We start from the raw sequence: 24,535 nt of genomic DNA on the forward strand, positions 1-24,535 counted from the left end.
ACCCTTGTCCACGGCGCCTGCGAGGGTGGTGTCATGACAACTTCCACTAACCGCCCAACCATCATTCTCCTCGCCGGCCACTGGTTGGGCGCTTGGGCCTGGGACGAGGTCCTGGAACACTTGGGGTCCCATGACTCACGCGCGACGGCATTGACCTTGCCCGGCCTCGATCCCGACGACCCCGACCGTGCCGCGAGGACCCTCGACGATCAGGCAGCAGCGATCCTGGACGCCATGGCGCGACTCGAGGTATCCGAAGACCGGCCGGCGGTCCTCGTCGCCCACAGTGGTGCAAACGCACCTGCCAGCCTCGTCCTGGACCGACGCCCTAAGCTCATCCACCGAATGGTCTGGGTAGACTCGGGCCCTCTGGCGCCGGGAAGTATCTTCGCCCCGGACTTTCCGGACGGGGTGGCGGAGCTTCCGTTGCCGTCCATCGATGTCCTCGCAAGCCAAGCGAGCCTGGAAGGCCTGAACACCGGGGACCTTGAGCGCTTCCAGGCCAGGGCCGTCCCGGAACCCGGCCGCGTGCTTCGTCAGCCCGTCGAGCTCACGAACGATGCCCGCCGCAAGGTCCCCACCACACTGGTGTGCTGCTCGATACCCGGCACGACCGTGTTGGAGCTCGCCCTCTCAGGCCATGGCATGTTTGCCGAAGTCGCGCACATCGAGAACCTCGACGTTCTTGACCTCCCCACGGGGCACTGGCCCATGTGGAGCCGTCCCCGCGACCTCGCCAGGGCCATTCAGTCAGAAGCTACCCGGAACAACTGAAGAGCATTCCTGGACCGCCGGCGCGGAGAGCCTGCGCAGCCTGCAGGAGCAGGAACGGGCTTGGGTCCGGTCCTGAATGACAGCTAAACCTGTGCCGACTGTGCTGTGTTTGCCGACTGCGCTGTGTTTGCCGACTGAGCTGTGAGGGACCGCAGGAGGTGGCTCCGCTGCTCAATGATGATGCGCCGTAACGCGCGCGGGGCATCAGAGTGGTGGTGGAGCCATTCATCCGTCCTGAGCACGACCGGATGGCCGGAGGGCTCCATTCCCTCCGCGAGGTCCTGGGCCGCCGGGAAGAGGCCCCTGACGATCCTGCCGGCAATTTCAATGCTCCGCTCGGCCCATACACGCTCAAGGCATTCGAAATAGGGCTCGACATAGGACGCCAGCATGTCACTGGGCGCAGTGGCGAAGCCGGCAATTGTGGCGCTGAGGATCTCGTTGGAGAGGCCCGTGGTGTTGACGGCCAGGTTCCAGGCTGCCGCCTTCACGGCAGCATCCGGGCGGGCAGCGGACGCCAACGCGTGCCCTTCCTTGCCTGACGCTGTCTTATCCGCTTCGAGTTGCCTGTCCAGCTCGGCCTGGGATGCCTCGCCGTGCGCGGCCAGGGCCTGCCAGAAGCTCCATCGCAACTCTGCGTCGACAGTCAAGCCCTCCACTACTGTGGTGCCGTCAAGGATGCTGCGCAGCAAGGGGAGCTGGCTGTCACCGTGGCGTGAGACCTCTGCCAACGTTCTGGCCCACGCCAGCTGCGCGTCGGAGCCGGGAGCCGAAGCCCGCAGTTGATGAGCCGCGACAGCCAGGAAATCCGTGCGAACGCTGTCCCTGGACCGTGGGGGTACGAAGCGTTCAATGGCGCCGGCGGCGTTTCCGAGCACATTTTGGAGGACTCCGATGCCGGATTCTGCCGGAGCGAACTGCTCCACCGCGCTCACGTACCGTGCAGCAGGCGTCACGCCGTCCCGGGCAGAATCCCACAGTGCCGTCCAGCACAACGCCCGGGCCATGGGGTCCTGGATTTTATCCAGCGAGGTACGCACCGTGCGCTCGGAGACAGGATCAAGCCGTACCTTGGCGTAGCTCAGGTCGTCATCATTGACCAGCAACAAAGCCGGACGCTTCTTGCCTGCAAGCCCGGAGACGAGGGTGCTGGGACCTGCGACATCCACTTCCAGGCTTTCCAACCTGAGCAAAGCGCCGGTCTGGTCGGCGTCGTACAGTCCAAGGCGCATACGGTGGGGCCGGAGTTCCTGGTGGCCGGTCAAGGGATCGATGGCTTCCTGCTCCAGCATCACCGCGCCCATCACCCCATCGTCCTCCACGATGTCGGCCGTGATGGTCGAGATACCGGAGGTCTGCAGCCACTGCCTGGCCCAATCGCCGAGGTCCCGTCCCGAGGCTTCGCTGAGGGCCTTCAGCAGATCCTGCAGGGATGTATTACCGAAGGCATGCTCGCGGAAGTACTGCCGGGATCCGGCGATGAAGGCATCGAAGCCCACGTAAGCCACCAGTTGCTTCAGCACTGAGGCACCCTTGGCATAGGTGATTCCGTCAAAGTTCTGTTTTGCGGCCTCAAGATCCGGAATATCCGCCACAATCGGGTGCGTCGTGGGCAGTTGGTCCTGGACGTAGGCCCACGCTTTGCGTTTGCTGGCGAAGTTTATCCAGGCTGTGTCCCAGTCGGTGGCCCGGTCCACACCCAGGGTTCCCATGAAATCGGCGAACGATTCCTTCAGCCACAGATCGTCCCACCAGGTCATGGTCACGAGATCGCCGAACCACATGTGCGCCATCTCGTGCATGAGGGTGTTTGCCCTGGCCTGGTACTGGGCATCGGTGGCACGTGAGGCATAGACGTACTTTTCGGTGAAGGTCACCAACCCGGGGTTTTCCATGGCGCCCAGGTTGTACTCGGGCACGAAGGCCTGATCATATTTGCCCCAGGGGTACGGATAGTCGAAAAGCTTGTTGAAGAAGGCCAGGCCGCTCTTGGTGAGCCGGAACAATTCCTCCGCATCGAAGGACGGCGCCAAGGATGCGCGGCAGTAAAGTGCCAGCGGAACATCCAGGCGGGTGCCGTCGTCGAGCGTTGCATCCCAGTGGTCGGTGGCTTTGAAGTAGGGGCCCGCCAGCACAGTGGTGATGTAGGTGGACATCCGTTCAGTGGTGGCAAAGTCCCACTGGGAAACGTCCTCAGAGCCCGGCACCGGCACCCGGGCGGCCTCCGAGCCGTTGGACGCGACTTCCCAGCCCGACGGCGCAATGACGTGGAACGTGAATTCCGCTTTGAGGTCGGGCTGTTCGAAGTTGGCGAAAACACGCCGGCAGTCCGCCGGTTCGTACTGGGTGTAGAGGTAGCACTGCCCGTCGGCAGGGTCCACGAAACGGTGCATTCCCTCACCGGAACGGCTGTAAAGGGCTGTCCCTGTAACCGTCACGGTGTTCTCCGTTGCGAGGCCCTCCAGGATGATTCTGTCCTGGTCCACCACTGTTCCTACATCCAAGGCGCGTCCGTTCAACACCACGGACTGCACGCCCCCACTGATGAAATCGAGGAAGGTGTCGGAGCCGGCCCGGGCCGAAAAAGTGATGGTGCTGGAGCTTGGATATCCGCTGACTGCGGGATCCGCCGCGTCCCGGACATCAAGGGTGACGTCGTAACTGTGGGTGGTAATCAGGGCTGAACGGGTAGCGGCTTCATCGCGCGACAGATTGTGATTCGACACACAGCTATCTAATCATGATCCAGGCAGCCCCCAGGCCCAGTGAAGCGATGATCAGCCAGGACCCCAGTGCCACCACGGCAGCACGTCCCCCGGTATGGATCAGCGTCCTGACACGCACGGCAGAGCCCAGACCGAAAAGCGCCGACGCCAGCAAAATGTCCTGTGCCACCGCCGCCGCTTCCAGGAGTTCCGGAGGCGTCCATCCGAGCGAGCGGACCGCGACCATGGCGATGAAGGCGACCACGAAAAGCGGCACGATGGGCGGGAAACGGCCGTCCGCATTGTCCGCATCCGCTGAACCGTTGGCGCGTTGACGGACATGCTGGACCCGCTGATGCAGTCCTGCCGCAGCCACAATGGGGGCCAGGAGGATCACCCGCGTCAGCTTAACGACGACGGCGATCGCCAGGGCCGCTGTTCCTGCCGTTTGCGCTGTGGCCACCACCTGGCCGACATCGTGCACGGAAGCGCCCGTCCATGCCCCGAACTGCTCCGGACTCAGCATCAACGGATGCATCAGCAGGGGCAGGACGCCAATGGCCAAGGTCCCGCAAAGGGTGACCAGTGCGACGGGCAGCACCGTGTCCTGGTGTTTGATGCGCCGCACTGCGGCCATGGCGCCGATGGCGGAGGCCCCGCAAATGGAGAAGCCCGTAGCAATCAGCAAGGAAGCCTCACCGGGCAGGCGCAGCCATCTCGCCAGGCCGTAGGTTCCGGCGAAACTGGCCAGGACCACCCCGGCTATCAGGAGCAGGGACAACCAGCCGAGTCCCAACACGTCACCCACACTGACTTTGAGGCCGAGCAACACAATGCCCGCACGCATCAGGTGCTTTCCGGCGAAGTCCAGGCCGGGCCGGGCGCGCCCCGCAACGACCACCGCCGTGCCCGGTATATTTGCTGAGAGCAAACCCAAAGCAACAGCAAGCGTCATGACTGGTATGACTGAAACCGCAGGCAGCAATGCGTGCATGGCGAAGGCAAGGCCGGTCGCGGCAACGCTCAGGACCAACCCTGGCCCCAGCCGTGACAGCTGGGACGCGATTCTGTTGAAGGGCATGCCTCAACCCTGCCGGATGGGGGCACGGAAGGCGAAACCGGGAGCACCCGGAAACCGCGACACAATCAGTGCGTAATGCGCTCGACTCAAAAAGGTGATTGTCTGAATCCCATGTCTGACCTATTCCAGGATTACTCCGAGGCCGCTGCACGCAGTGGAGCCTACGACGAGATGTTTGCCCCCGGCCACGTTGCCAGAAAATCCTACGGTCAGGTCTCCGGTGCGCTCCGCGAGCTTTCCCTTGCAGATGTCACCGCCCGTGCCGACTCCATGGCACGGACCTTCCTGGACCGTGGCGTCACTTTCGACTACGCGGGGGAGGAGCGTCCCTTCCCCCTGGACATCGTCCCGCGTGTCATCCCGGCCGATGAGTGGGACGTGCTCGAACGCGGAGTTGCCCAGCGGGTCAAAGCACTTGAAGCATTCCTCAACGACGTTTACGGGCGGATGGCCGTAGTGGCCGATGGCGTGATTCCACGCCAGCTCGTCACCACCAGCGCCCATTTCCACCGGGCGGTCCACGGTTTTGAACCCTCCGGCGGCGTCCGCGTCCATGTTTCGGGCATCGACGTCGTCCGTGACGCTGCCGGCACGTTCCGGGTACTCGAGGACAATGTTCGTGTCCCGTCCGGCGTCAGCTACGTGCTGGAAAACCGCAGGGCCATGGCGAAAGGCTTGCCCGAAGCCTTCGGGCAGCAGCACATCAGGCCGGTTGAAGAGTACCCGCGGCGGCTACTGTCGGCGCTGCGCAAGACCGCACCCGCCGGCGTCGATGATCCGACAGTGGTTGTCCTGACCCCGGGTGTCTTCAACAGCGCATATTTCGAACACACGCTCCTGGCCGGGCTGATGGGCGTGGAGCTGGTGGAAGGCCGGGACCTCATTTGCCGCGGCAACCGCGTCTACATGCGGACCACGGCCGGCGAACAGCGTGTGGACGTCATCTACAAACGCATCGATGACGATTTCCTCGATCCCCTGCAGTTCCGCTCGGATTCGATGCTCGGCTGCCCTGGCCTGGTCAACGCCGCCCGTGCCGGGGGAGTGACCATCGCCAACGCGGTGGGCAACGGGGTGGCCGATGACAAGCTCGTCTACAGCTACGTGCCTGACCTGATCCGGTACTACCTCCACGAAGAACCCATCATCGCGAACGTCGACACTTTCCGGCTTGAGGAAAAGGAAGCCAGGGAACATGTCCTGGACCGCCTCGAGGAACTGGTGGTCAAACCCGTCGACGGTTCGGGTGGAAAGGGGCTGGTCATCGGTCCCGACGCTTCCAAGGAAGAACTGGACGCCTTGCGCAAGCGCGTCATCGCCGATCCCCGCGGCTGGATTGCCCAGCCAGTGCTCCAGCTTTCCACGGTTCCGACACTCTCCGGAGACAAGTTCGGGCCCCGCCACGTCGACTTGCGGCCTTTCGCAGTGAACGACGGCGACGACGTCTGGGTTCTGCCCGGCGGCCTCACCCGGGTGGCCCTCAAGGAGGGCTCGCTGATCGTCAATTCCAGCCAGGGCGGTGGTTCCAAAGACACCTGGGTTCTGGCGAACTCGCCCCAGATGCCGGCCGAGGTGATCCCGCGGCAGTCTGTCACCCTGCGTGAACAGGTTTCCGTATGGCCGGTCGAAAGCAACTGGCGCGACCGCCAAACGGAGCAGCAGCAGTGAACCCGTTCCAACCACCACTTGAACTTCGACATGCACCACGCGAAGGAGGCACAGCCGCATGCTGAGCCGTATTGCTGAGTCACTCTTTTGGATCGGCCGCTACGTAGAGCGGGCCGACGGTACTGCCCGGATCCTGGATGTGCACCTGGAGCGCCTGAACCACTTGCCCCTTGAGGAGCAGCGCAGCGTAGCCAGGGAACTCCTCGCTGTCATGGGCGCCAAGCCCCAGAGCGACGATTTCGGCCTGCCTGAGCTGCTTCATGCCCTGGCCTACGACAAACAGAGTGCCTCGTCCATTGCAGGGTCCCTCGGGGCAGCCCGTGAGAACGCACGTCGTGCCAGGGAAACGGTGTCCCAATCCCTTTGGGAGAGCCTGAACACTACCTATTACGGCTTGAACCAGCATCGCAAGGACGTGGTGGGAACGTATCGTTTCTGCAACTGGGTGTTGGAACGAACGGCCATGGTGCGCGGCCTTGCCGACACCACGGTCAGCCACGACGAAAGCTGGCTGTTCATGGTGCTGGGCCGTTCCCTGGAACGTGCGGACATGACTGCCCGGATGCTGTCCACCCGCGATGTCCAGTCCGCTGGTATGTCCTGGGTGAACATGCTGCGCTGCGCAGGCGCGTACGAATCCTTCATCCGCACCAGGCGGGCGGCGTTCGGCGACCAGCACGCGGCCGAATTCCTGCTCCTGGACCGCCTGTTCCCGCGCTCCATCGTGTACGCATTGCGCGATGCCGATGAGTGCCTCGCGAAACTGGACCCCTCAGCACAGCGCGTCGGCTTCATCAACGATGCCCGCCGCATTGTGGGACAGGCACGTACCTTCCTCGAGTTCCACCGCACCGATGACCTCATGTCGGAACTGCCTGAGCACATGGAACGTGTGCAGAAGGCCGTGACGCAGGCATCGGACGCGATTTCCCGTAAGTACTTCAATCAGGCTGATGAGCACGCCTGGGTGGGAGAAGTTTCATGACCCGGCTGAGCATCGTCCACAAGACGGCTTACAAGTACAACCGCCGCGTGACGTTGTCCTACAACGAGGCCCGGATGACACCGCTGACGGACGGCCAGCAGGTGGTGCTGGAGTCCTCACTCAAGGTCTCTCCCAACCAGGCCTCGGTCAGCACCTACCGCGACTATTGGGGAACCCGCGTCACCGCTTTCGACATGCAGATGCCCCACGAGAGCCTGGAGGTCCTTGCCACGGCCACCGTGGAAGTGCACCGCACAGAGCGGGTCGCCGCGGAGGACGACATCGTGGGATGGGACGTCATGGCTTCCGAAAAAATCCAGGACGAATTCAGCGATTGGCTTCCGCAGTCACGGCTCAGCGGGCCGGGGGAGGAAGTCCTCGGCATCGTTCCCGGGATTGTCGACGGCAAGAATCCCCACGAAGCCGCACTGGCGGTTTTCGCATGGATGGCCGGCGAGATGACCTATATGAAGGGCACCACCGGGGTGACGACAAACGCAGAACAGGCGTGGTCACAACGGCAGGGGGTATGCCAGGACCTGGCCCACCTTGCCATCGGAGCCTTGCGTTGCAGTGGCATCCCGGCGCGTTACGTTTCCGGCTACATCCATCCCCGGTCCTCGGCAGACATCGGGGAGACGGTGGCCGGCCAGTCCCACGCCTGGCTGGAATGGTGGGACGGGGAATGGCGCAGCTGGGACCCCACCAACCACAAGCCCGCGGGCGACTACCACGTCACTGTTGCCAGGGGACGCGACTACAGGGATGTGCCACCCTTGAAGGGCATCCTCTCCGGCGGCGGCGGATCCGGGCTCTCCGTGTCCGTGGAGATCACCCGGCTCGCATAGGAATCCAAAGACAGGCAAGGCCCTTAAGAAGCATTCTTAAGGGCCTTGCTTGTCTATAAACATTTTTACCAGGGAGACGGTTTGTAATCCTTGAGGAAGACGCCGTACTGGTCCTCGCCCTTTTCACCCATGACGATAGGGTCATACACGCGGGCCGCACCGTCCACCAGGTCCAAGGGAGCGTGGAACCCCTCTTCCATGAGCCGGACCTTGGTGTAGTGGGGACGCTCGTCAGTGATCCATCCGGTATCCACAGCCGTCATCAGGATGCCGTCAGTGTCCAGCATTTCCTGGGCACTGGTGCGGGTCATCATGTTCAGGGCAGCCTTGGCCATGTTGGTGTGGGGGTGCCCCGGTCCCTTGTAGGCCCGGGAGAACTGGCCTTCCATGGCCGATACGTTCACGATGTATTTCCTGTGGGCCGTGGAGCGCTTCATCGCGTCCCGCAACCGGCTGACCAGCAGGAAGGGCGCCGTGACATTGCAGAGCTGGACTTCCAGCATCTCCAAAGGATCCACTTCATCGACAACCTGGGTCCAGCTGTTGATGGAGGCGAGGTCGGGGACCAGGCCGCCGGCGTCGATCGCCGTCCCTGATTCAATCCGTTCCAGAGACGCCGAACCAGTGGAAAGCGCCAGCGAGGTAATGGCGTCGCCTGCCAGGACCGGGTGCTCGGTGACGCTGCTGGCCAGCGCCAATGGATGCTTGTCGTGGGCATGTCCGAACGTCACCAGCTCAGGGCCACCATTGGCAGCGTCAAGCTCGGCAGGCAGCGGCTCATCTTCGGCGTCGACCAGGGGCTTGTAGGCATTTCCTGACCGCCGCACGGTCTGGGCCGCGTTATTGATGATGATGTCCAGGGGACCGGCTTCGTTGAGGGAGTCCGTCAACGCCATGACCTGTGCCGGATCGCGGAGGTCGATGCCAACAATCCTGAGACGGTGCAGCCACTCGCCACTATCCTCCATCGCTGCGAACCGGCGCGCTGCGTCCTTCGGGAAGCGGGTGGTGATGGTGGTGTGCGCGCCATCCCGGAGAAGGCGCAGGGCAATGTACATGCCGATTTTCGCGCGGCCGCCTGTTAGCAAGGCCCGGCGACCCGTGAGGTCCGTGCGGGCGTCCCGCTTGCTGTGGCTGAATGCTGCACATTCAGGGCACAGCTGGTGGTAGAAGGCATCCACCTGGGTGTAGTGCTCCTTGCAGATGTAACAGGGCCGTGAGCGGATCAAGTGTCCGGCAATCTCACCGGTTGCGGACGGGGCCAGCTTGTTGCCCCGGGTCTCGTCGTCGATCCGGTCCGGGGCGGCTGTTGCCGTCAAAGCGATGACTGCCCGGTCGGCCTCGGCAATGGAATCGCGTTTGGTGACGCGGCGATGGCGCTTGACGGCTTTGAACATCTTGCCGGTGGCACGCCGGACAGCAACGTAGTCCGGGTGCTCCTCGTCGTAGACGTGGATCGTGGTCAGAACCTTGAGGCAGGCCTGGATCTCTTCAGGCGTCAGATCGGTGGAGCTCATTGACCTGATTTTACAGCCTTGGGAGTGTCCGGCCTGCCTCGGGTTCTGTCCGGGTCAGCGCGATGGGCGCAGCCTAGTTCGCGGCACCCTGCGATGCCGGCCCGGCCACGCGGGACTGGATCCCTGCGGCCACCTTTTCTGCGGAGTCGCGAATGTCGGGGTCGTGGTGAGTGGCTGCCTTGACGGCCTCAGGCAGCCCGCGGCGGTACTGGGCAGACAACGCGAGCTCCGCCTCACCGGGTTCCGGAACCAGCTGTCCCTTGGCGAGGACGGTGATGCCCGACTCCGTCACCTTGTACCCGCGGGCTTTATCCAAGGCGGGGTCAAGCCCGATTGCCGCACCCGCGGGCACCTTGACGTTCTTGTCCAGGATGGCCCGCTTGATCACAGCCCCTTCACCGACATAGACCTTGTCCATCAACACCGAGTCTTGGACACGGCTGCCTGCCGCAACGTAGGCATCGTTGGACAGGACGGAGCCTTCCACGATGCCACCGGAAATAACGACGCCGCTGGCCACGATGGAGTCCAGGGCCGTTCCCACCGTGTTGTTCCCGCCGCGGACAAACTTGGCCGGCGGAGAGATGCTCTGACGGGTGTAGATCGGCCACTCGGAGTTGTAAAGGTTGAACACCGGAACAGGGGAGATCAGGTCCATGTGCGCGTCATAGAACGAGTCGATGGTACCGACATCACGCCAGTAGGTACGGTCACGGTCGGTGGCACCGGGAATGTCGTTGAGCGTGAAGTCGTAAACCCCAGCTTCGCCTTGATCGACGAAGTAGGGGATGATGTCGCCACCCATGTCATGTTTGGTATCGAGCCGCTCAGCGTCGACATGCAGCGCCTCAACCAGGGCATCGGCATTGAAGACGTAGTTGCCCATGGACGCCAGGAACTGCGAGGGATCGGCTGCCAGTCCGGGGGTGCTGGCAGGTTTCTCCACGAAGGCGGCGATCTTCTGCGGGTCGTTCTGGTCCACTTCGATGACACCGAACTGATTGGCCATGTTGAGCGGTTGGCGTACCGCCGCAACCGTGGCCTTCGCGCCGCTTGCGATGTGCTGCTCCACCATCTGGGAGAAGTCCATCCGGTAAACGTGGTCCGCGCCGACCACTACCACGATGTCCGGGGCGTCATCATGGATGAGGTTCAGCGATTGGTAGATGGCATTGGCACTGCCAAGGAACCAGCTCTTGCCCACGCGCTGCTGCGCCGGAACGGAAGCCACGTAACGGCCCAGCTGCGTGGACATGCGCCACGTTTCCGAGATGTGCCGGTCAAGACTGTGTGATTTGTACTGAGTCAATACCACGATTTTCAAATATCCCGAATTAACGAGATTCGACAGCGCAAAGTCAATTAACCTGTAGCCGCCAGCAAACGGAACGGCCGGCTTGGCCCGATCCGCCGTCAGCGGCATGAGTCGGTTGCCTTCGCCGCCTGCCAATACGATTGCCAAAACTTTCTTCAACGCCATGGTCACAGCTCCCCGTACGTCTTCGTATCCCCCAAAAGTCCGATTTTCCGGACCCTTTCACACTAGAACACATACGCCGGAACGACTACGTTGGTTAGCGTGCGAATAGACATTGTGACTAAAGAATTCCCTCCGGAAATATATGGCGGTGCCGGTGTCCACGTTGCCGAGCTCAGCCGGGTGCTGGCGAAGCACGTCGACCTTCATGTCAGGGCGTTCGGCGCGCCCCGTGATGCCGACTACCACGGGGCAACCGTGGCCTCCTACGCCACACCCGAAGACCTCGGCGGTGCCAACGCTGCACTCCAGACCCTGGGCGTTGATCTCAGGATCGTTCCGGACATTGCGGGAGCGGACCTTGTCCACTCGCACACCTGGTACGCCAACATGGCCGGTCACCTGGCATCGCTGCTGCATGGCATACCCCATGTACTCAGCGCCCACAGCTTGGAACCGCTGCGCCCGTGGAAAGCCGAGCAGCTCGGCGGCGGGTATGCCTTGTCATCATGGGTCGAAAAGACAGCCTACGAAGCTGCCGCCGCCATCATTGCCGTCTCCGATGGCATGCGCCAGGACATCCTCCGCAGCTATCCCGACGTCGATCCCGACAAGGTGCGCGTGGTCCACAACGGCATTGACGTTTCCCTGTGGGAGCGCGACGAGGAAGATGATGCCATTCGGGCGTTGGGCATTGATCCCGCCAAGCCCAGCGTGGTGTTTGTTGGCCGCAACACCCGCCAAAAGGGCGTTCCGTACCTGCTTCGCGCGGCGTCAAGCCTCCCCGACGATGTCCAGTTGGTGCTGTGCCTCGGCGCGGCGGACACTCCCGAGCTTGCCGCTGAAACGGCACGGCTCATCGAGGAGCTGCAGACCAAGCGGCAGGGTGTGGTTCTCATCGAACGGATGCTCCCGCGCCGGGAGCTGATCCAGGTCCTGAGCCATGCCACGGCTTTTGCCTGCCCTTCCATCTACGAACCCCTGGGCATCGTGAACCTGGAAGCGATGGCTTGCGGCGCAGCCGTCGTGGCCAGCGCCACCGGCGGCATTCCGGAAGTGGTCCAGCACGGTGAAACCGGCCTGCTGGTTCCCTTGGAGCAGGTCACCGACGGCACCGGCACTCCGCTGGACCCTGAGAAGTTCGTCAGTGATTTCGCCGCCGCCCTCAACCAGGTGGTGTCGGATCCCGCGCGCGCCCGGGAGATGGGTATCGCTGGACGGCGGCGGGCCGAGGACCACTTCTCCTGGGAGTCCATTACGGAGACAACCCTCGAGGTGTACCGCTCAGTGCTGCGCTGACGCCCCGCTTCCCGGGTCCGTCCCGAAAGCACGCCAAACCACGACGGCGCCGCCCCCCTCGGTGGGGACGGCGCCGTCGCGGTTTAACTTCCCAGGCTGTTTGCCGGAAGGTGCATCACTTCGACGGGCGGGATTTTGCTGCTTTCAATGCCAGCAGCGCCTTCTCGTCCGAGGGTGCGCTGCCGCTGGCACGCATTTCGCGGAAATGCCGGCGCGCCTCATCCTGGCGTTCCGCTTCTGCGCCGCTGGCGATCCTGGCCCGGAGGTGCTCGGGGCCGTAGCCGAACGCATCAACGAGGTCGACCGCGTGCGGACGGATCTTCACCAGGAGCCGGTTGATGTAAGTACCCACGGTCCTGCCGCGCTGCATGGAAAGCCGGCCGTTCATGAGGTACCAGGAGAGGTGCTTCTCAATGAGGGACAGGCCGAAGAGATCGCGCAACCAGGTGAGCACCCGCTTGGTTCCCTCGTCAGGCGTCCGGGCCAGGGCCTCGGTGAAGGCCTCCCACTGGAGCAGTTCGGCATGGGCCTGGGCTGCTTCGATCAGTTCATCCTGGTGCTGGTTGAAGAGGGCCGCCGCCTGGTGCTGGGGGAGCTTATTGGCTCCCTTCAACGCCGCGCCGACCTCGGCAACCATGGACTGGACACGGTCCGCGAGCAGTGTGCGCTGGCCTTCTTCGTCGCGCAAGGCCAGGGCGGCTTTTTGCACCGAGCCGGTGTCGGCCACGAACTGGGCAACCTGCCTCAGTCCTGTCCGGTGCAGGGCGACACCCGCGGCCTGGTCCACGACGTAGCGGGCCAGCACGCCAAAGTCGGCACTGCGGAATTCCTTGGCGTAATCGGCCAGGAGACGCTTGGCGACCAGTTGGAGCAGGACGGTGTTGTCACCTTCGAACGTCACGTAGACGTCGAGGTCCGCACGCAGGGAAGCAAAGCGGTTCTCGATCAGGAAGCCCGCGCCGCCGCATGCTTCACGGCATTCCTGCAGTGTGTCCAGTGCGTGCCAGGTGCTCAGCGGCTTGAGTGCAGCTGCCAGCGTCTCGAGGTCCTGCCGGTCGGCGTCGGTGTCATGGGCGCCGGAGAACACGTCGTCGAACTTCTGGAGCAACTGCTCGTGCGCAAAGCTTGCCGCGTAGGTGGTGGCCAATCGCGTGAAGAGCCGGCGCTGGTGCCGCTGGTAGTCCAGCAGCACTTCTTCATCCGTGGGGGAGGAGGCATTGAACTGCCGGCGCTCAGTGGCGTATTGGATGGCCGTCTTGAGGGCTACCTTGCTGGCGGCAACGGCTGCACCATCGAGGGAGACACGCCCCTGGACCAGGGTTCCCAGCATCGTGAAGAAACGACGGCCGGGGCTGGCGATAGTGGAGGTGTACGTGCCGTCCACTGCGACATCGCCGTAGCGGTTCAGAAGGTTGGTGCGAGGGATCCGGACGTTGGTGAAATGGAGGCGTCCGTTGTCGATGCCGTTCAGTCCACCCTTGATGCCGTCATCCTCACCGCCGATGCCCGGCAGGAACTCCTTGGTGGCCGGATCCCGGAGTTCCACATAGAAAGCGTGGACGCCGTGGTTGACGTTCCGGGTGATCAGCTGGGCGAACACCACGGCTGCCAGGCCGTCATTGGCCGCGTTGCCGATGTAGTCCTTCCATGCTGCACGGAAGGGGGTGTTGATGACGAACTCCTGGGTGCTGTCGTCGTAGGTGGCCGTGGTGGCGATGCTTGCAACATCAGAGCCGTGGCCGGTCTCCGTCATCGCAAAGCAGCCGGGAATGTCCAGGCTCATGATGCCAGGAAGCCATTTGTCGTGGTGCTCGGACGTGCCCAGGTGCATGACGGCAGAGCCGAAGAGGCCCCACTGCACACCGGCCTTGATCTGCAGCGAGGGGTCGGCGGTGACCAGTTCCTCGAAGCCGGCGATGTTGCCGCCGTGGTCGTCCGAGCCACCCAAACGCGTGGGGAAGGCACGGTGGACAGCATTGTTGTCCACCAGGAACTTCAATTGCTCGAAAACGCGGGCGCGGTGCTCCGTGTGGTGCAGCCCCTCGATTTTTTGCACAGCGGGGTTGCCCGCCACCTCACGGGCCTGATGCCGTATATGAGCCCATTTACCCAGGAGTTGCTCGCCGAGCGCCGCGACATCGACCACGGGTTCGGCGGCAGCAACGTCGCGGCTTGCCGGCTTGTTGGCCGATGAGGCCCGGTCCACTACTTCAGTCATGTTGTTTCCTTCTTTGGTTCCGATAACTGATGAGTCATTTGCTGGTGTCAGGTGGTGTTCTTGAGTTGCGGTGCGATGCCGAGGCAAAGCCAGTCGGTAATCTGCCCGGCCATGGCCGCCTGGTCGGGCTTGTCGGCGCCTGCGGGGCTCCCCAGCCACATCTCTCCGGCGTTTCGCACCAGCCCGATGGCAGCAGTGGGCCAGTAGACGATCACCGATTCCTTTTCTTCACCCAGGTGCTCACGCATGGGGGTGGCGATCATCTCCGTGATCTGCTCAAAGAAGTTGCCCAGGGCCCCCGAAGCCGCAATTGCGTCCTGCGCGGACGCTTCGCCAGGAGACAGGCGCGTGATGAAGGCATAAACGTTGGGACTGGACTCAGCCATCTGCAAATAGGCCGAAACCATCGCATACAGTCCCTCGCGGGGGGTTTGGGCCAGTTGCGCAGCTTCCTTCATCCGGCGCTGCATCTGGCCCAGGACTACTTCTCCCATGGCCTGTTGCAGCCCGGCCTTGTCACCGAAATAGCGGTAGAACACGGATTTGGAAGTGCCCGCCGCGCCGGCGATGTCCTCCATCGACGCATCGCTTCCCAGCCGGTGGACGGCCCTGCGGGCTGCCTTGATGAGTTCGCGACGACGTTCCTCGCGGTGGGATTGCCATCGCGCGGCCCTGCCGTCTACGGCGGAGGGAGCCTCTCCCGGGAGAACCTCGGGGGCGGTGGGGATTTCCTGACGGTGGCTGTTCACGATACCCAGCGTATCAGGTACGCTGGGTATCAGTAACTGGCATTGATCGAAGGAGACAAGCATGGCTGCAGCAGACGTGACCCCGGACGAGAACCCCGAGCGCACTACGACACCCGCGGCAACGCGCCGCGCCTTCATTGTGGGCGGCAACCGCATCCCGTTCGCCCGCACCGGCGGAGCCTACGTGAAGTCCTCCAACCAGGACATGCTCACAGCAGCACTTGAGGGGCTGATCGCACGGTTCGGGCTGCAGGACGAACGCATCGGCGAGGTAGCGGCCGGGGCGGTGCTGAAGCATTCACGGGACTTCAACCTCACCCGCGAAGCCGTGCTGGGCTCGGCCCTGTCACCGGAAACCCCTGCCTACGACCTCCAGCAGGCCTGCGCAACAGGCCTGGAGACCGTGCTGGGTTTGTCGAACAAGATCAAGCTGGGCCAGATAGAGTCCGGCATTGCCGGTGGCGTCGACTCGGCGTCCGATGCGCCCATCGCGGTCAGTGAAGGCCTCAGGGAGATCCTGCTGGACCTTAACCGCGCCAAGACTCCGGTTCAGAAGCTGAAGATCATCGGCCGCATCCGCCCCAAGGATCTGGCTCCCGATGCCCCCAACACCGGAGAGCCCCGCACGGGCCTGTCCATGGGAGAACACCAGGCCCTCACCACAGCCCAGTGGAACATCAGCCGCGAGGCACAGGATGAGCTGGCCTTCAACAGCCACCGCAACCTCGCAGCCGCCTACGAACGGGGCTTCTTCGATGACCTCCTGACCCCGTACCGGGGCCTCAGCCGTGACTCCAACCTCCGCCCGGACACCACGCTCGAGAAGCTCTCAACGCTGAAACCCGTGTTTGGCAAGAACCTTGGGTCCGAGGCAACAATGACCGCCGGCAACTCCACGCCGCTGACTGATGGCGCGTCAACAGTACTGCTCGCCACCGAAGAATGGGCCGATGAGCACAGCCTGCCCAAGCTGGCCACCGTGTTGGACGGCGAGGCGGCCGCCGTCGATTTCGTCCATGGCAAGGACGGGCTCCTGATGGCTCCGGTCTTCGCCGTCCCGCGCCTGCTGGCCCGCCACGGCCTGACGTTCGAGGACATTGACTTCTTCGAAATCCATGAGGCCTTCGCCGGAACCGTCCTGAGTACCCTGGCTGCCTGGGAGGATGAGGAATTCGGCCGCACGCGCCTTGGGCTTGACGGCGCCCTCGGCAAGGTCGACCGGGCCAAGCTCAACGTCAACGGTTCATCCCTGGCCGCAGGGCATCCCTTTGCCGCTACCGGCGGACGGATCGTCGCCTCCCTCGCAAAGATGCTGCACGAAAAGGGATCCGTGGACGGGCGCCCTGCGCGCGGCCTGATCTCCGTATGCGCCGCAGGCGGCCAGGGCGTCGTCGCGATTCTGGAAGCAGCCTAGGGGGAACTCCATGACAGACAAGTACACACAGATCGTCAGCCACGGACTGGGCAGGAACGTCGCCCGGAAACTGGGACTGCCACAGCCGGTGGAGCTTCGACGCTACCAACCCGGAGCACCGCTGATAACCGGCCCCGTACTGGTCAGCGGTGACAGCGCCGGAAGCGACGACATCGCCACCACCCTTCTCGGCTGGGGCCTGGACGTCCGCCGGAATGCGCTCCCCAAGGAAAAGCTGGGCGCCATCATCCTTGTGCTGGATGCTGTGCAGCACCCGGAGGACCTTGGCAAGCCTGTCCTCAAGGCGGCCGCCTCCCTGCGGGACCTCGCTCCCAACGCCCGGGTGGTGACGATTTCGCGGAGCCCCCAGTCCGCACCGTCACCGGCGTCGGCGGCCGCCCGCCAAGGCATTGACGGACTCCTGCGCTCCCTGGCCAAGGAGCTGCGGGCCGGGGCGACAGCCAACGGAATACTCCTCGACGACGAGCTGGCAACAACCAGTCCGTCTGCGCTCGGTGCCCTGCGCTTCTTCCTGTCGGGCCGCTCGGCGTACGTTGACGGACAGTTCCTGACGGTCTCCTCGACGTCGGGGGCGCTGCCTACGGACTCCGACAAGCCGTTGGCCGGCAAGGTCGCAGTTGTTACCGGAGCTGCCAGGGGCATCGGTGCTGCCATTGCCCGCACCCTGCACCGCGATGGGGCGAAAGTGGTCCTGGTGGACATTCCGGCGGCCGGCGACCATCTGGCCGCTGTCGCCAATGACGTCATGGGCACCGCGCTCCAGCTCGACATCAGCCGTGACGACGCAGGGCATCGGATCATAGAACACGCCGTGGAACGCTACGGCCGGCTGGACATCGTGGTGCACAACGCCGGAATCACCCGCGACAGGCTCCTGGCCAACATGGACGAGGGCCGGTGGCAGTCCGTGATGGCGGTCAACATCGCGGCGCAACTGAGGATCAATGAGGCCCTTCTGGCATCGGAGCACTTCAGGACCTCTCCGCGCATCGTTTCAGTGGCCTCCACCAGCGGAATCGCCGGCAACAGGGGCCAGACCAACTACGGGGCGTCCAAAGGTGGCGTGATCGGCATGGTCAGGTCGACGGCGGCCCTGCTGGAGCCATACGGCGGCACCATCAATGCCGTCGCACCTGGATTCATTGAAACCGAGATGACGGCCAAGATGCCTTTGGCCATCCGCGAAGCGGCAAGGCGGCTGAACTCCCTTAAACAAGGCGGCCAACCACAGGACGTAGCCGAAGCAATTGCCTTCCTCGCCAGCGACGCCGCCGGCGGGATCTCCGGAGGAGTGCTGCGGGTCTGCGGGCAACAGTTGGTGGGAGCATGAACACGCCGCAAGCGGTGGTTCTTGAGGAGCTTCCGTCGCTGTCCCGGCTTTACGTCAACGCAGCGACGACGGCGGCCCGCCGGCGCGTACTGGGCGCAAATTCAGGCGGAACCAGGTTGCCGGCGGTCAGCCACGAGGTCCGGGACGTCAGGGCCGACGTCGAAAACCTGACCGCCTACCAGCACTTGGTGGGGGAGACGGCCAGCGACACCCTCCCGGCCGGCTATGTCCATGCACTGGCGTTCCCGGTGTCCATGAGTGTGATGAACCGGGACGATTTCCCTTTACCGCTCCTTGGCATGATCCACCTCAGGAACCATGTGGAGCAGCACATGCCCATCCACTTCACCGAAACCCTGGACATCAAGTCCTGGGCGGAGAACATGACCGGGCATCGCGCAGGGACCCAGCTGGACGTTGTTGCTGAAGTCCGTTCCAATTCCAATGGGACGCTGCTGTGGCGCGGGGTGTCCACCTACCTCGCCAAAGGCGTTTTCCTGCCGGGCATCGATAAGGCGGGAACCGCACATGGATCTTCCGCCCCAGCCGATTTTTCACCTCCGGATCCCACAGCCCTCTGGCAGCTTGGCCTGGACATCGGGCGGAGCTATGCCGCGGTGTCGGGTGACTTCAATCCAATCCACCTGAGCGTCCTGTCAGCGAAAGCACTGGGCATGAGGGGCTCGATTGCCCATGGGATGTATCTGGCCTCCCGGGCGTTGGCAGACGTTGGAGCTGCCAAGTCGGAGGCTTTTACCTGGAAGGTCACGTTCGAGGCTCCTGTTTTCCTTCCTGCACGGGTGGCCTTGGATATTGCGACAGTCCAGTCCGCGTCGGGGGCGTGGGAGCGCTCGGAGTACATCGCTTGGAATCCGCGCAGCGGTAGGCGCCATTTCCTGGGCTCCGTTTCAGCATTGTCGTGAACCATGTCCGGTAAACGGCGGCCCCTTCGGTGGGCGCCGCTTACCGGATCGACAAATGAAGAAACAATAGTGACCAACGTCGCAGAGGCGGCCTCGACTACGGCTCGCAGCAGTTCGTGATGGAAACAAACAAGGCCTGGAATCCGTGGATTCCAGGCCTTGGTATTGTGCGCGGAGGGGGACTTGAACCCCCACCCCCTTTCGAGGACTAGCACCTCAAGCTAGCGCGTCTGCCATTCCGCCACCCGCGCAGGTGGTGTTCAGCAGGAGTAGTAAGCACCTTGCGGCGCTTCATATTCCTCCGAAGCAGCGAGAAAAACTCTAACACGGTTTCAGGTGCCTGAAAAATCGGCAGGAGCCGCCAGGCACGGGTGAGGCCCCGGGGACCCTTAGGGCCGTGGAGTTCCTGACTCGGGGCGCAACTGGTGAGTAGGCTAAAGCTACACGGGACGGGCTGCGGATGAAGCAGTCCGCGTCGCCGGAACCTGCAGCCCAGCCACGCAAGGAGAGTTTCCATGTCTGCCATCCGCCCTGAAGACGAAGTTGTCAGGATCTGCCAGGAGCTCATCCGCATCGATTCCTCAAACTACGGCGATGACACCGGTCCCGGGGAGCGGGCAGCAGCCGAATACACGGCCGGACTCATCACTGAAGTAGGCCTGGAAGCGGAAATTTTCGAATCAGCCCCTGGCCGCGCCAACGTCGTAACCCGCATGGCAGGCGAAGATCCCGGTGCGGATGCGTTGGTTGTGCACGGACACCTGGACGTCGTGCCCGCGCTGAAGGACCAATGGAGCGTGGATCCCTTCAGCGGCGAATTGAAGGACGGGCTGGTGTGGGGCCGCGGAGCCGTGGACATGAAGGACATGGACGCGATGATCCTGTCCGTCATGCGTGACTTCGCCCGGACCGGCCGCAAGCCAAAGCGGGATATCATTTTCGCTTTCTTCGCCGATGAAGAGGCCGGCGGCACCTACGGTGCCAGGTACGCGGTGGAGCACCGCCGTGAGCTGTTCGACGGGGCCACGGAAGCCATCTCCGAAGTGGGTGGTTTCTCCGCGACCATCGGCGGGCAGCGGACCTACCTGCTCCAAACTGCCGAGAAGGGCCTGTCCTGGTTGCGGCTGGTGGCCCACGGAAGGGCGGGACACGGTTCCCAGATCAACACTGACAACGCTGTGACCAGGCTGGCAGCCGCGGTTACCCGTATTGGCGAATACAAATGGCCTGTTGAGCTGACCCCTACCACCCGGCAATTCCTGGACGGCGTGACTGAACTGACCGGCGTCGAGTTCGACGCTGACAACCCTGACATCCTCCTCAAGGAGCTCGGCACGGTCTCACGCTTCGTGGGTGCCACCTTGCAGAATACGTCCAACCCCACCTTCCTGCGTTCGGGCTACAAGCACAACGTCATTCCCGAGTCCGCCGAGGCCTTCGTCGACTGCCGTACCCTGCCTGGGCAGCAGGAGCTGGTGTTCGAGACCATCAAGCAGCTTGCCGGCGACGGAATCGACATCAGCTACGTCAACAAGGACGTTTCCTTGGAAGTGCCTTTTGCCGGCAACCTTGTCGATTCCATGATCGATGCCCTCCACTCCGAGGACCCTGGGGCCAAGGTCCTGCCCTACACCCTCTCCGGCGGCACGGACAACAAGTCACTGAGCAAGATCGGCATCACCGGGTACGGCTTTGCGCCCCTGATGCTGCCGGACGAGCTCGATTTCACCGGAATGTTCCATGGTGTTGACGAGCGGGTGCCCGCAGAGTCACTCCAGTTCGGCGCCCGCGTCCTGAATACGCTGCTGAGCAACTACTAAACGGCACCCACCACAAGGAGGCCCTGCTTTGACTCCCGAAGAAATCCTTCCCGACGCCCTGCTGGAAAGACTGCGGGGCCGTGCTGCCGGGTACGACCACAACAACCAGTTCTTCCATGAGGACCTGGAAGAACTGGCAGCCGCCGGTTACCTCAAGCTGTTCGTGCCGGAGCACGACGGCGGCTTGGGGCTTGGTCTCGAAGCGGTAGCTGCGCTGCAGCAGCGGCTCGCAACGGCTGCCCCGGCCACCGCCCTGGCGGTGAACATGCACTTGGTGTGGACCGGCGTCGCGCGCGTCATGGCGGCCAGGGGTGACGATTCCCTGGACTTCGTCCTCAAGGAAGCCGGGAAGGGCGAAATCTTCGCCTTCGGTATTTCGGAGGCCGGCAATGATTCCATGCTGTTTGATTCGGGCACCGTTGCCGAACCTTTGGCTGACGGCAGTTACCGCTTCACCGGCCGGAAGATCTTCACCAGCCTCTCGCGTGGCTGGACGCGGCTGGGGACGTTCGGCAAGGACCCGGAAGCCAGGGAGGGTGAGGGCGAATTGGTGTTCGGCTTCCTCCGCCGTGACGAACCCGGGCATGAGACCCTCAGCGACTGGGACACCCTGGGCATGCGGGCCAGTGCTTCGAACACGACGCTGCTGCATGGAGCGGTCATCCCGGCCGAACGCATCTTCCGGAAACTGCCTGTGGGTCCCAACAAGGACTTGCTGATCTTCGCCATCTTCGCGTGCTTTGAGACGTTGCTTGCCGCCGTCTATACGGGCGTTGCCGAGAGGGCGTTCACGCTTGCGGTGGAGAATGTGAAGCGTCGCGTGTCGGCGAAATACGGTGGCCGCAGTTACGCGCAGGACCCGGACATCCGGTGGAAAGTGGCCGACGCTGCTTTGGCGATGGACGGGATCTACCCTCAGATCTCAGCGGTGGCCCGCGACGTCGACACCATGGTGGACCACGGGGCCCAATGGTTCCCCAAGCTTGTGGGGATCAAGTCCCGCGCCACCGAAAACGCCCGGCATGTGGTGGACCTGGCCATCCGGGTCACCGGAGGATCAAGCTACTTCCGTGGCTCGGAGATGGAGCGGCTGTACAGGGACGTCCTGGCGGGAATCTTCCATCCATCCAACGACGAATCAGCCCACAACACAGTTGCCAGCGCCTGGCTGGGACCACTCGAGGGCTAGTCGAACGAACTGCGTGCGTCGAAGGAGCTTGGGCACCTAGACGGTGCGCTGCACGGAGTACACCTTGCGGCGCAGCCAGAATCGTCGTCCGCCACCGAGATAGAGGACGCTGCGCTCCAGTTCCCACTTGCCGTACTCTGAGTGCTCGGCCAGCCGGCGCCGGGCATCGGGCAGTGAATCATCAGGCCCCACCGTCAGTACGAGGTATTCGTACTGACGTGCGTAGTCTCGTTGGCGCTCCACGGAGCTGCCTGGAAATTGTTCTCTCATCCCTCTCCATTTTCGTCTTTTTCCGGCTAACGTGAAGTCATGAGCATCGATCCGCGTGTCGCGCTTCAATCATTTACCGCCGCCTTGGAAGAACATCTCGCCGCTGCATCGGCACGACGCGGTGAGGGCGACCCCACCGTCGAAGCCGCCTTCTTCGCCGTTGCTGACGCCTTCGAAGTCTACGAAGACGCCCTCTACGAGTCATTTTCAGAGGTCACCCCTCTCCAGGTTTTCGAGGATGAGGATGAAGATGAGGAAGAGGATGACGAAGACGAGGCGCTCGAGAGCGTAGACGACTGATTTTCCGTTGCACCGGCCGCCACACGGCGGCCGGTTTTTTGTGCCCTTTTCGCCGATTCGGCTGTGGTGAATCTGTGCGGATTTCCGGGCTTTTCCCTGTCCTCGCGGTCAAGCAAAACACGTAGTGCCCCGACGGCCAGCTAGGTACTCGCACGTAGGACCCTTGGGCAATACTGCGCAAACTTGAGTACCGACTACTGGTGCGCCCCCTTGCGGCCAAAGCTTCACTGATATGTAGGCAATGGACGGTCTGCAAAGAAGGCTGACAAGGTGAAAGTTCCAGTCGTACGTTTAGGCAAGGCGGCAGCACCCAAGGGTGCGGGCCATGCTGCCGTGGGACCAGCCTTCCCAGTGGACCCGGTCACTGCCCACGTCAATCCGCCGGTGTCTCCCTGGATTGACAAGTCCGTTGCTGCACAACGGACTGAAAAGGCGGGACTGGCGGCGCCCAGGCCGGATGTCACCCTGGACCTCGTGCCGCCAGTCACCCACCGCCACTCACGCGTCAAGCCCCCGCACCGGAACCGGCTGGGCTGGACGCGCTTCCTGACCACCTCCCTGACAGTCTCCGACACCATACTGGTCTCAGCCGCCGTCTCAGCCGGCTATGCACTCAATACCGGGGGACTGCCCTTCACAGACGGAACTTCCGGGTTCCCGCGCCAACTGACCCTGGTGGTGATCCTGGGCATCATCTGGCTCGCCGCCCTGGAGGTCTACCGGACCAGGGATCCGAAAGTACTGGGAGTTGGACCGGAAGAATACAAACGCGTGCTCTCAGCGAGCTTCAGGGTGTTCGGCTTCCTGGCAATCGTCGCAGTGGTTTTCCGTGTTGAATCGGTAAGCTCCTACGTTCTTGTCTCCCTGCCACTGGGCATCGTGGCGCTGACAGGCAGCAGATGGGGCTTCCGTAGGTGGCTGACCCGCGAAAAATCACGGGGGCGCTGCCTGACCCGCGCCATCGTGGTGGGAGAACCACAGGACGTCCGGTACGTGATCAAGCAGATCAACCGGAAGTCAGGTGCCCCCTACGACATCCTCGGCGCATGCCTCCCGGGGGCCAGGCGAGGGGCGGTGCTGGTCGTAGACCAGGTCCGTGTCCCCGTTCTGTCATCCATCTACGGGATAGCGCACACGGTCCGCCAAACCGGAGCGAATGCCGTCATCGTCGCCGGACCCTTGCCCGGCGGAAACCAATTCATCCAGGAACTCGGCTGGCGCTTGGAAGAAGACGCCGCCGAACTCGTCCTGGCCGCAACGCTGACCAATGTGGCCGGCCCCCGGATCCACTGGCGGCCAGTGGAAGGCCTGCCACTGATGCACGTGGACATTCCGCACTACTCCGGAGGCAAGCACACCCTCAAGCGATTGATGGATATCGCCGTTTCTTCCCTGGCACTGGTTGTCCTCTCGCCGGTCCTGTTGGCCCTTGCCATGATCGTCAAAGCAGACAGTCCCGGTCCTGTGCTCTTCCGCCAGCAACGCATAGGAAAGCAAGGCACCACGTTCCAGATGCTCAAATTCCGTTCCATGGTGGTTGACGCCGAAGCGCGCCTGGAGGAACTGGACAACCAGGACGAAGGAGCAGGCGTACTTTTCAAAATCCGCGGTGACCCACGCGTCACGACCTGTGGCCGGTGGATGCGCAAGTACTCCTTGGACGAACTGCCGCAGTTTTGGAACGTCCTTGCAGGCGACATGAGCCTGGTCGGTCCACGGCCACCGCTGGCGCGGGAAGTCAATGGCTATGAACGCCACACCCATCGCCGGCTCCTGATCAAGCCCGGCATCACCGGGCTCTGGCAAATCAACGGACGGTCCGACCTCCCCTGGGATGAGGCTGTCCGGCTCGATCTCTACTACGTGGAGAACTGGTCCATCGCCGGGGACTTGATGATCATGTGGCGCACTTTCCGGGCCATGATCCGGCCATCGGGTGCCTATTAG

At 63.2% G+C, this 24,535-nt stretch carries 19 protein-coding genes and 1 tRNA gene; 12 read left to right on the forward strand and 8 right to left on the reverse strand.

The features are described from left to right. The first annotated feature begins 33 nt into the window (after positions 1-33). The gene (locus tag PYR64_RS08490; RefSeq protein ID WP_275779404.1) at positions 34-774 is read left to right on the forward strand and encodes an alpha/beta fold hydrolase; all 741 of its coding nucleotides are present in this window, start codon (positions 34-36) and stop codon (positions 772-774) included. A gap of 83 nt (positions 775-857) precedes the next feature. On the opposite strand, the gene pepN is transcribed toward PYR64_RS08490, so the two are convergent. Together pepN and PYR64_RS08500 are read right to left on the reverse strand one after the other, a co-directional pair. Then, complete coding sequence (gene pepN / locus PYR64_RS08495; protein WP_275779405.1) at positions 858-3,500, reverse strand: aminopeptidase N; 2,643 nt, start codon at positions 3,498-3,500, stop codon at positions 858-860. Positions 3,501-3,504: 4 nt separating this feature from the next. After that, positions 3,505-4,560 (reverse strand): putative sulfate exporter family transporter, encoded by a 1,056-nt coding sequence (locus PYR64_RS08500; RefSeq protein ID WP_275779407.1) that lies wholly within the window; start codon positions 4,558-4,560, stop codon positions 3,505-3,507. Between the two features lie 111 nt (positions 4,561-4,671). Between PYR64_RS08500 and PYR64_RS08505 the strand changes: the two genes are divergently transcribed. The 3 genes from PYR64_RS08505 to PYR64_RS08515 are packed head-to-tail and all read left to right on the forward strand — an operon-like array spanning position 4,672 to position 8,061. After that, positions 4,672-6,228 carry a circularly permuted type 2 ATP-grasp protein gene (locus tag PYR64_RS08505; protein WP_039241274.1) on the forward strand — a complete coding sequence of 519 codons (1,557 nt, stop codon included), beginning with the start codon at positions 4,672-4,674 and terminating at the stop codon, positions 6,226-6,228. Between the two features lie 58 nt (positions 6,229-6,286). Then, complete coding sequence (locus PYR64_RS08510) at positions 6,287-7,213, forward strand: alpha-E domain-containing protein (protein WP_018777606.1); 927 nt, start codon at positions 6,287-6,289, stop codon at positions 7,211-7,213. Beyond that, positions 7,210-8,061: a transglutaminase family protein gene (locus PYR64_RS08515; RefSeq protein WP_275779410.1), complete on the forward strand. Its 852-nt coding sequence runs from the start codon at positions 7,210-7,212 to the stop codon at positions 8,059-8,061. Before PYR64_RS08510 ends, PYR64_RS08515 begins: the two co-directional genes overlap by 4 nt. Positions 8,062-8,126: 65 nt before the next feature. On the opposite strand, the gene PYR64_RS08520 is transcribed toward PYR64_RS08515, so the two are convergent. Next, positions 8,127-9,578, reverse strand: a complete 1,452-nt coding sequence (locus PYR64_RS08520; RefSeq protein WP_275779412.1) for an SDR family NAD(P)-dependent oxidoreductase — start codon at positions 9,576-9,578, stop codon at positions 8,127-8,129. A 73-nt stretch (positions 9,579-9,651) separates the two neighbouring features. Next, positions 9,652-11,064, reverse strand: a complete 1,413-nt coding sequence (gene glgC / locus PYR64_RS08525) for a glucose-1-phosphate adenylyltransferase (RefSeq protein ID WP_018777609.1) — start codon at positions 11,062-11,064, stop codon at positions 9,652-9,654. 93 nt (positions 11,065-11,157) lie between these two features. Between glgC and glgA the strand changes: the two genes are divergently transcribed. Beyond that, positions 11,158-12,354: a glycogen synthase gene (gene glgA, locus PYR64_RS08530; protein ID WP_035733564.1), complete on the forward strand. Its 1,197-nt coding sequence runs from the start codon at positions 11,158-11,160 to the stop codon at positions 12,352-12,354. 115 nt (positions 12,355-12,469) lie between these two features. On the opposite strand, the gene PYR64_RS08535 is transcribed toward glgA, so the two are convergent. Together PYR64_RS08535 and PYR64_RS08540 are read right to left on the reverse strand one after the other, a co-directional pair. Then, positions 12,470-14,572 carry an acyl-CoA dehydrogenase gene (locus tag PYR64_RS08535; protein ID WP_018777611.1) on the reverse strand — a complete coding sequence of 701 codons (2,103 nt, stop codon included), beginning with the start codon at positions 14,570-14,572 and terminating at the stop codon, positions 12,470-12,472. 47 nt (positions 14,573-14,619) lie between these two features. After that, on the reverse strand, positions 14,620-15,384 hold the full coding sequence (locus tag PYR64_RS08540) for a TetR/AcrR family transcriptional regulator (RefSeq protein WP_275779416.1): 765 nt from the start codon (positions 15,382-15,384) through the stop codon (positions 14,620-14,622). Between PYR64_RS08540 and PYR64_RS08545 the strand changes: the two genes are divergently transcribed. The 3 genes from PYR64_RS08545 to PYR64_RS08555 are packed head-to-tail and all read left to right on the forward strand — an operon-like array spanning position 15,383 to position 19,009. Beyond that, positions 15,383-16,735, forward strand: a complete 1,353-nt coding sequence (locus tag PYR64_RS08545) for an acetyl-CoA C-acetyltransferase (RefSeq protein WP_275779418.1) — start codon at positions 15,383-15,385, stop codon at positions 16,733-16,735. The two genes, PYR64_RS08540 and PYR64_RS08545, sit on opposite strands and share 2 nt — an antisense overlap. Before the next feature lie 10 nt (positions 16,736-16,745). Beyond that, positions 16,746-18,086 (forward strand): 3-oxoacyl-ACP reductase, encoded by a 1,341-nt coding sequence (locus tag PYR64_RS08550; protein WP_189075570.1) that lies wholly within the window; start codon positions 16,746-16,748, stop codon positions 18,084-18,086. Next, complete coding sequence (locus PYR64_RS08555) at positions 18,083-19,009, forward strand: MaoC/PaaZ C-terminal domain-containing protein (RefSeq protein ID WP_189075569.1); 927 nt, start codon at positions 18,083-18,085, stop codon at positions 19,007-19,009. The genes PYR64_RS08550 and PYR64_RS08555 overlap by 4 nt, the downstream gene beginning before the upstream one ends. A gap of 168 nt (positions 19,010-19,177) precedes the next feature. Here the strand turns inward: PYR64_RS08555 and PYR64_RS08560 are convergent. Next, positions 19,178-19,260, reverse strand: a tRNA-Leu gene (locus PYR64_RS08560). A gap of 264 nt (positions 19,261-19,524) precedes the next feature. Between PYR64_RS08560 and PYR64_RS08565 the strand changes: the two genes are divergently transcribed. Continuing rightward, on the forward strand, positions 19,525-20,829 hold the full coding sequence (locus PYR64_RS08565) for a M20/M25/M40 family metallo-hydrolase (protein ID WP_039241278.1): 1,305 nt from the start codon (positions 19,525-19,527) through the stop codon (positions 20,827-20,829). A gap of 28 nt (positions 20,830-20,857) precedes the next feature. Next, a complete protein-coding gene (locus PYR64_RS08570; protein WP_079581441.1) occupies positions 20,858-22,018 on the forward strand; it encodes an acyl-CoA dehydrogenase family protein in 1,161 nt (386 codons plus the stop codon). A gap of 36 nt (positions 22,019-22,054) precedes the next feature. Here the strand turns inward: PYR64_RS08570 and PYR64_RS08575 are convergent, their stop codons facing one another. Beyond that, positions 22,055-22,288: a DUF5703 family protein gene (locus PYR64_RS08575; protein ID WP_011774832.1), complete on the reverse strand. Its 234-nt coding sequence runs from the start codon at positions 22,286-22,288 to the stop codon at positions 22,055-22,057. A 39-nt stretch (positions 22,289-22,327) separates the two neighbouring features. Here PYR64_RS08575 and PYR64_RS08580 point away from each other — a divergent pair, with 39 nt between their 5' ends. Together PYR64_RS08580 and PYR64_RS08585 are read left to right on the forward strand one after the other, a co-directional pair. Further along, the gene (locus PYR64_RS08580) at positions 22,328-22,588 is read left to right on the forward strand and encodes a hypothetical protein (RefSeq protein WP_018777618.1); all 261 of its coding nucleotides are present in this window, start codon (positions 22,328-22,330) and stop codon (positions 22,586-22,588) included. A gap of 270 nt (positions 22,589-22,858) precedes the next feature. Next, complete coding sequence (locus PYR64_RS08585; protein ID WP_055975785.1) at positions 22,859-24,535, forward strand: sugar transferase; 1,677 nt, start codon at positions 22,859-22,861, stop codon at positions 24,533-24,535.

The organism is Paenarthrobacter sp. Y-19 (assembly GCF_029223985.1).
Classification (GTDB): Bacteria; Actinomycetota; Actinomycetes; order Actinomycetales; family Micrococcaceae; genus Arthrobacter; species Arthrobacter nicotinovorans.

What these genes read in the sequence shown, in the direction of transcription:
- PYR64_RS08490 (WP_275779404.1), top strand. Translation starts at nt 34, where the DNA reads ATGACAACTTCCACTAACCGCCCAACCATCATTCTCCTCGCCGGCCAC.
- PYR64_RS08500 (WP_275779407.1), bottom strand. Translation starts at nt 4,560, where the DNA reads ATGCCCTTCAACAGAATCGCGTCCCAGCTGTCACGGCTGGGGCCAGGG.
- PYR64_RS08505 (WP_039241274.1), top strand. Translation starts at nt 4,672, where the DNA reads ATGTCTGACCTATTCCAGGATTACTCCGAGGCCGCTGCACGCAGTGGA.
- PYR64_RS08510 (WP_018777606.1), top strand. Translation starts at nt 6,287, where the DNA reads ATGCTGAGCCGTATTGCTGAGTCACTCTTTTGGATCGGCCGCTACGTA.
- PYR64_RS08515 (WP_275779410.1), top strand. Translation starts at nt 7,210, where the DNA reads ATGACCCGGCTGAGCATCGTCCACAAGACGGCTTACAAGTACAACCGC.
- PYR64_RS08520 (WP_275779412.1), bottom strand. Translation starts at nt 9,578, where the DNA reads ATGAGCTCCACCGATCTGACGCCTGAAGAGATCCAGGCCTGCCTCAAG.
- PYR64_RS08535 (WP_018777611.1), bottom strand. Translation starts at nt 14,572, where the DNA reads ATGACTGAAGTAGTGGACCGGGCCTCATCGGCCAACAAGCCGGCAAGC.
- PYR64_RS08545 (WP_275779418.1), top strand. Translation starts at nt 15,383, where the DNA reads ATGGCTGCAGCAGACGTGACCCCGGACGAGAACCCCGAGCGCACTACG.
- PYR64_RS08540 (WP_275779416.1), bottom strand. Translation starts at nt 15,384, where the DNA reads ATGCTTGTCTCCTTCGATCAATGCCAGTTACTGATACCCAGCGTACCT.
- PYR64_RS08550 (WP_189075570.1), top strand. Translation starts at nt 16,746, where the DNA reads ATGACAGACAAGTACACACAGATCGTCAGCCACGGACTGGGCAGGAAC.
- PYR64_RS08555 (WP_189075569.1), top strand. Translation starts at nt 18,083, where the DNA reads ATGAACACGCCGCAAGCGGTGGTTCTTGAGGAGCTTCCGTCGCTGTCC.
- PYR64_RS08565 (WP_039241278.1), top strand. Translation starts at nt 19,525, where the DNA reads ATGTCTGCCATCCGCCCTGAAGACGAAGTTGTCAGGATCTGCCAGGAG.
- PYR64_RS08575 (WP_011774832.1), bottom strand. Translation starts at nt 22,288, where the DNA reads ATGAGAGAACAATTTCCAGGCAGCTCCGTGGAGCGCCAACGAGACTAC.
- PYR64_RS08580 (WP_018777618.1), top strand. Translation starts at nt 22,328, where the DNA reads ATGAGCATCGATCCGCGTGTCGCGCTTCAATCATTTACCGCCGCCTTG.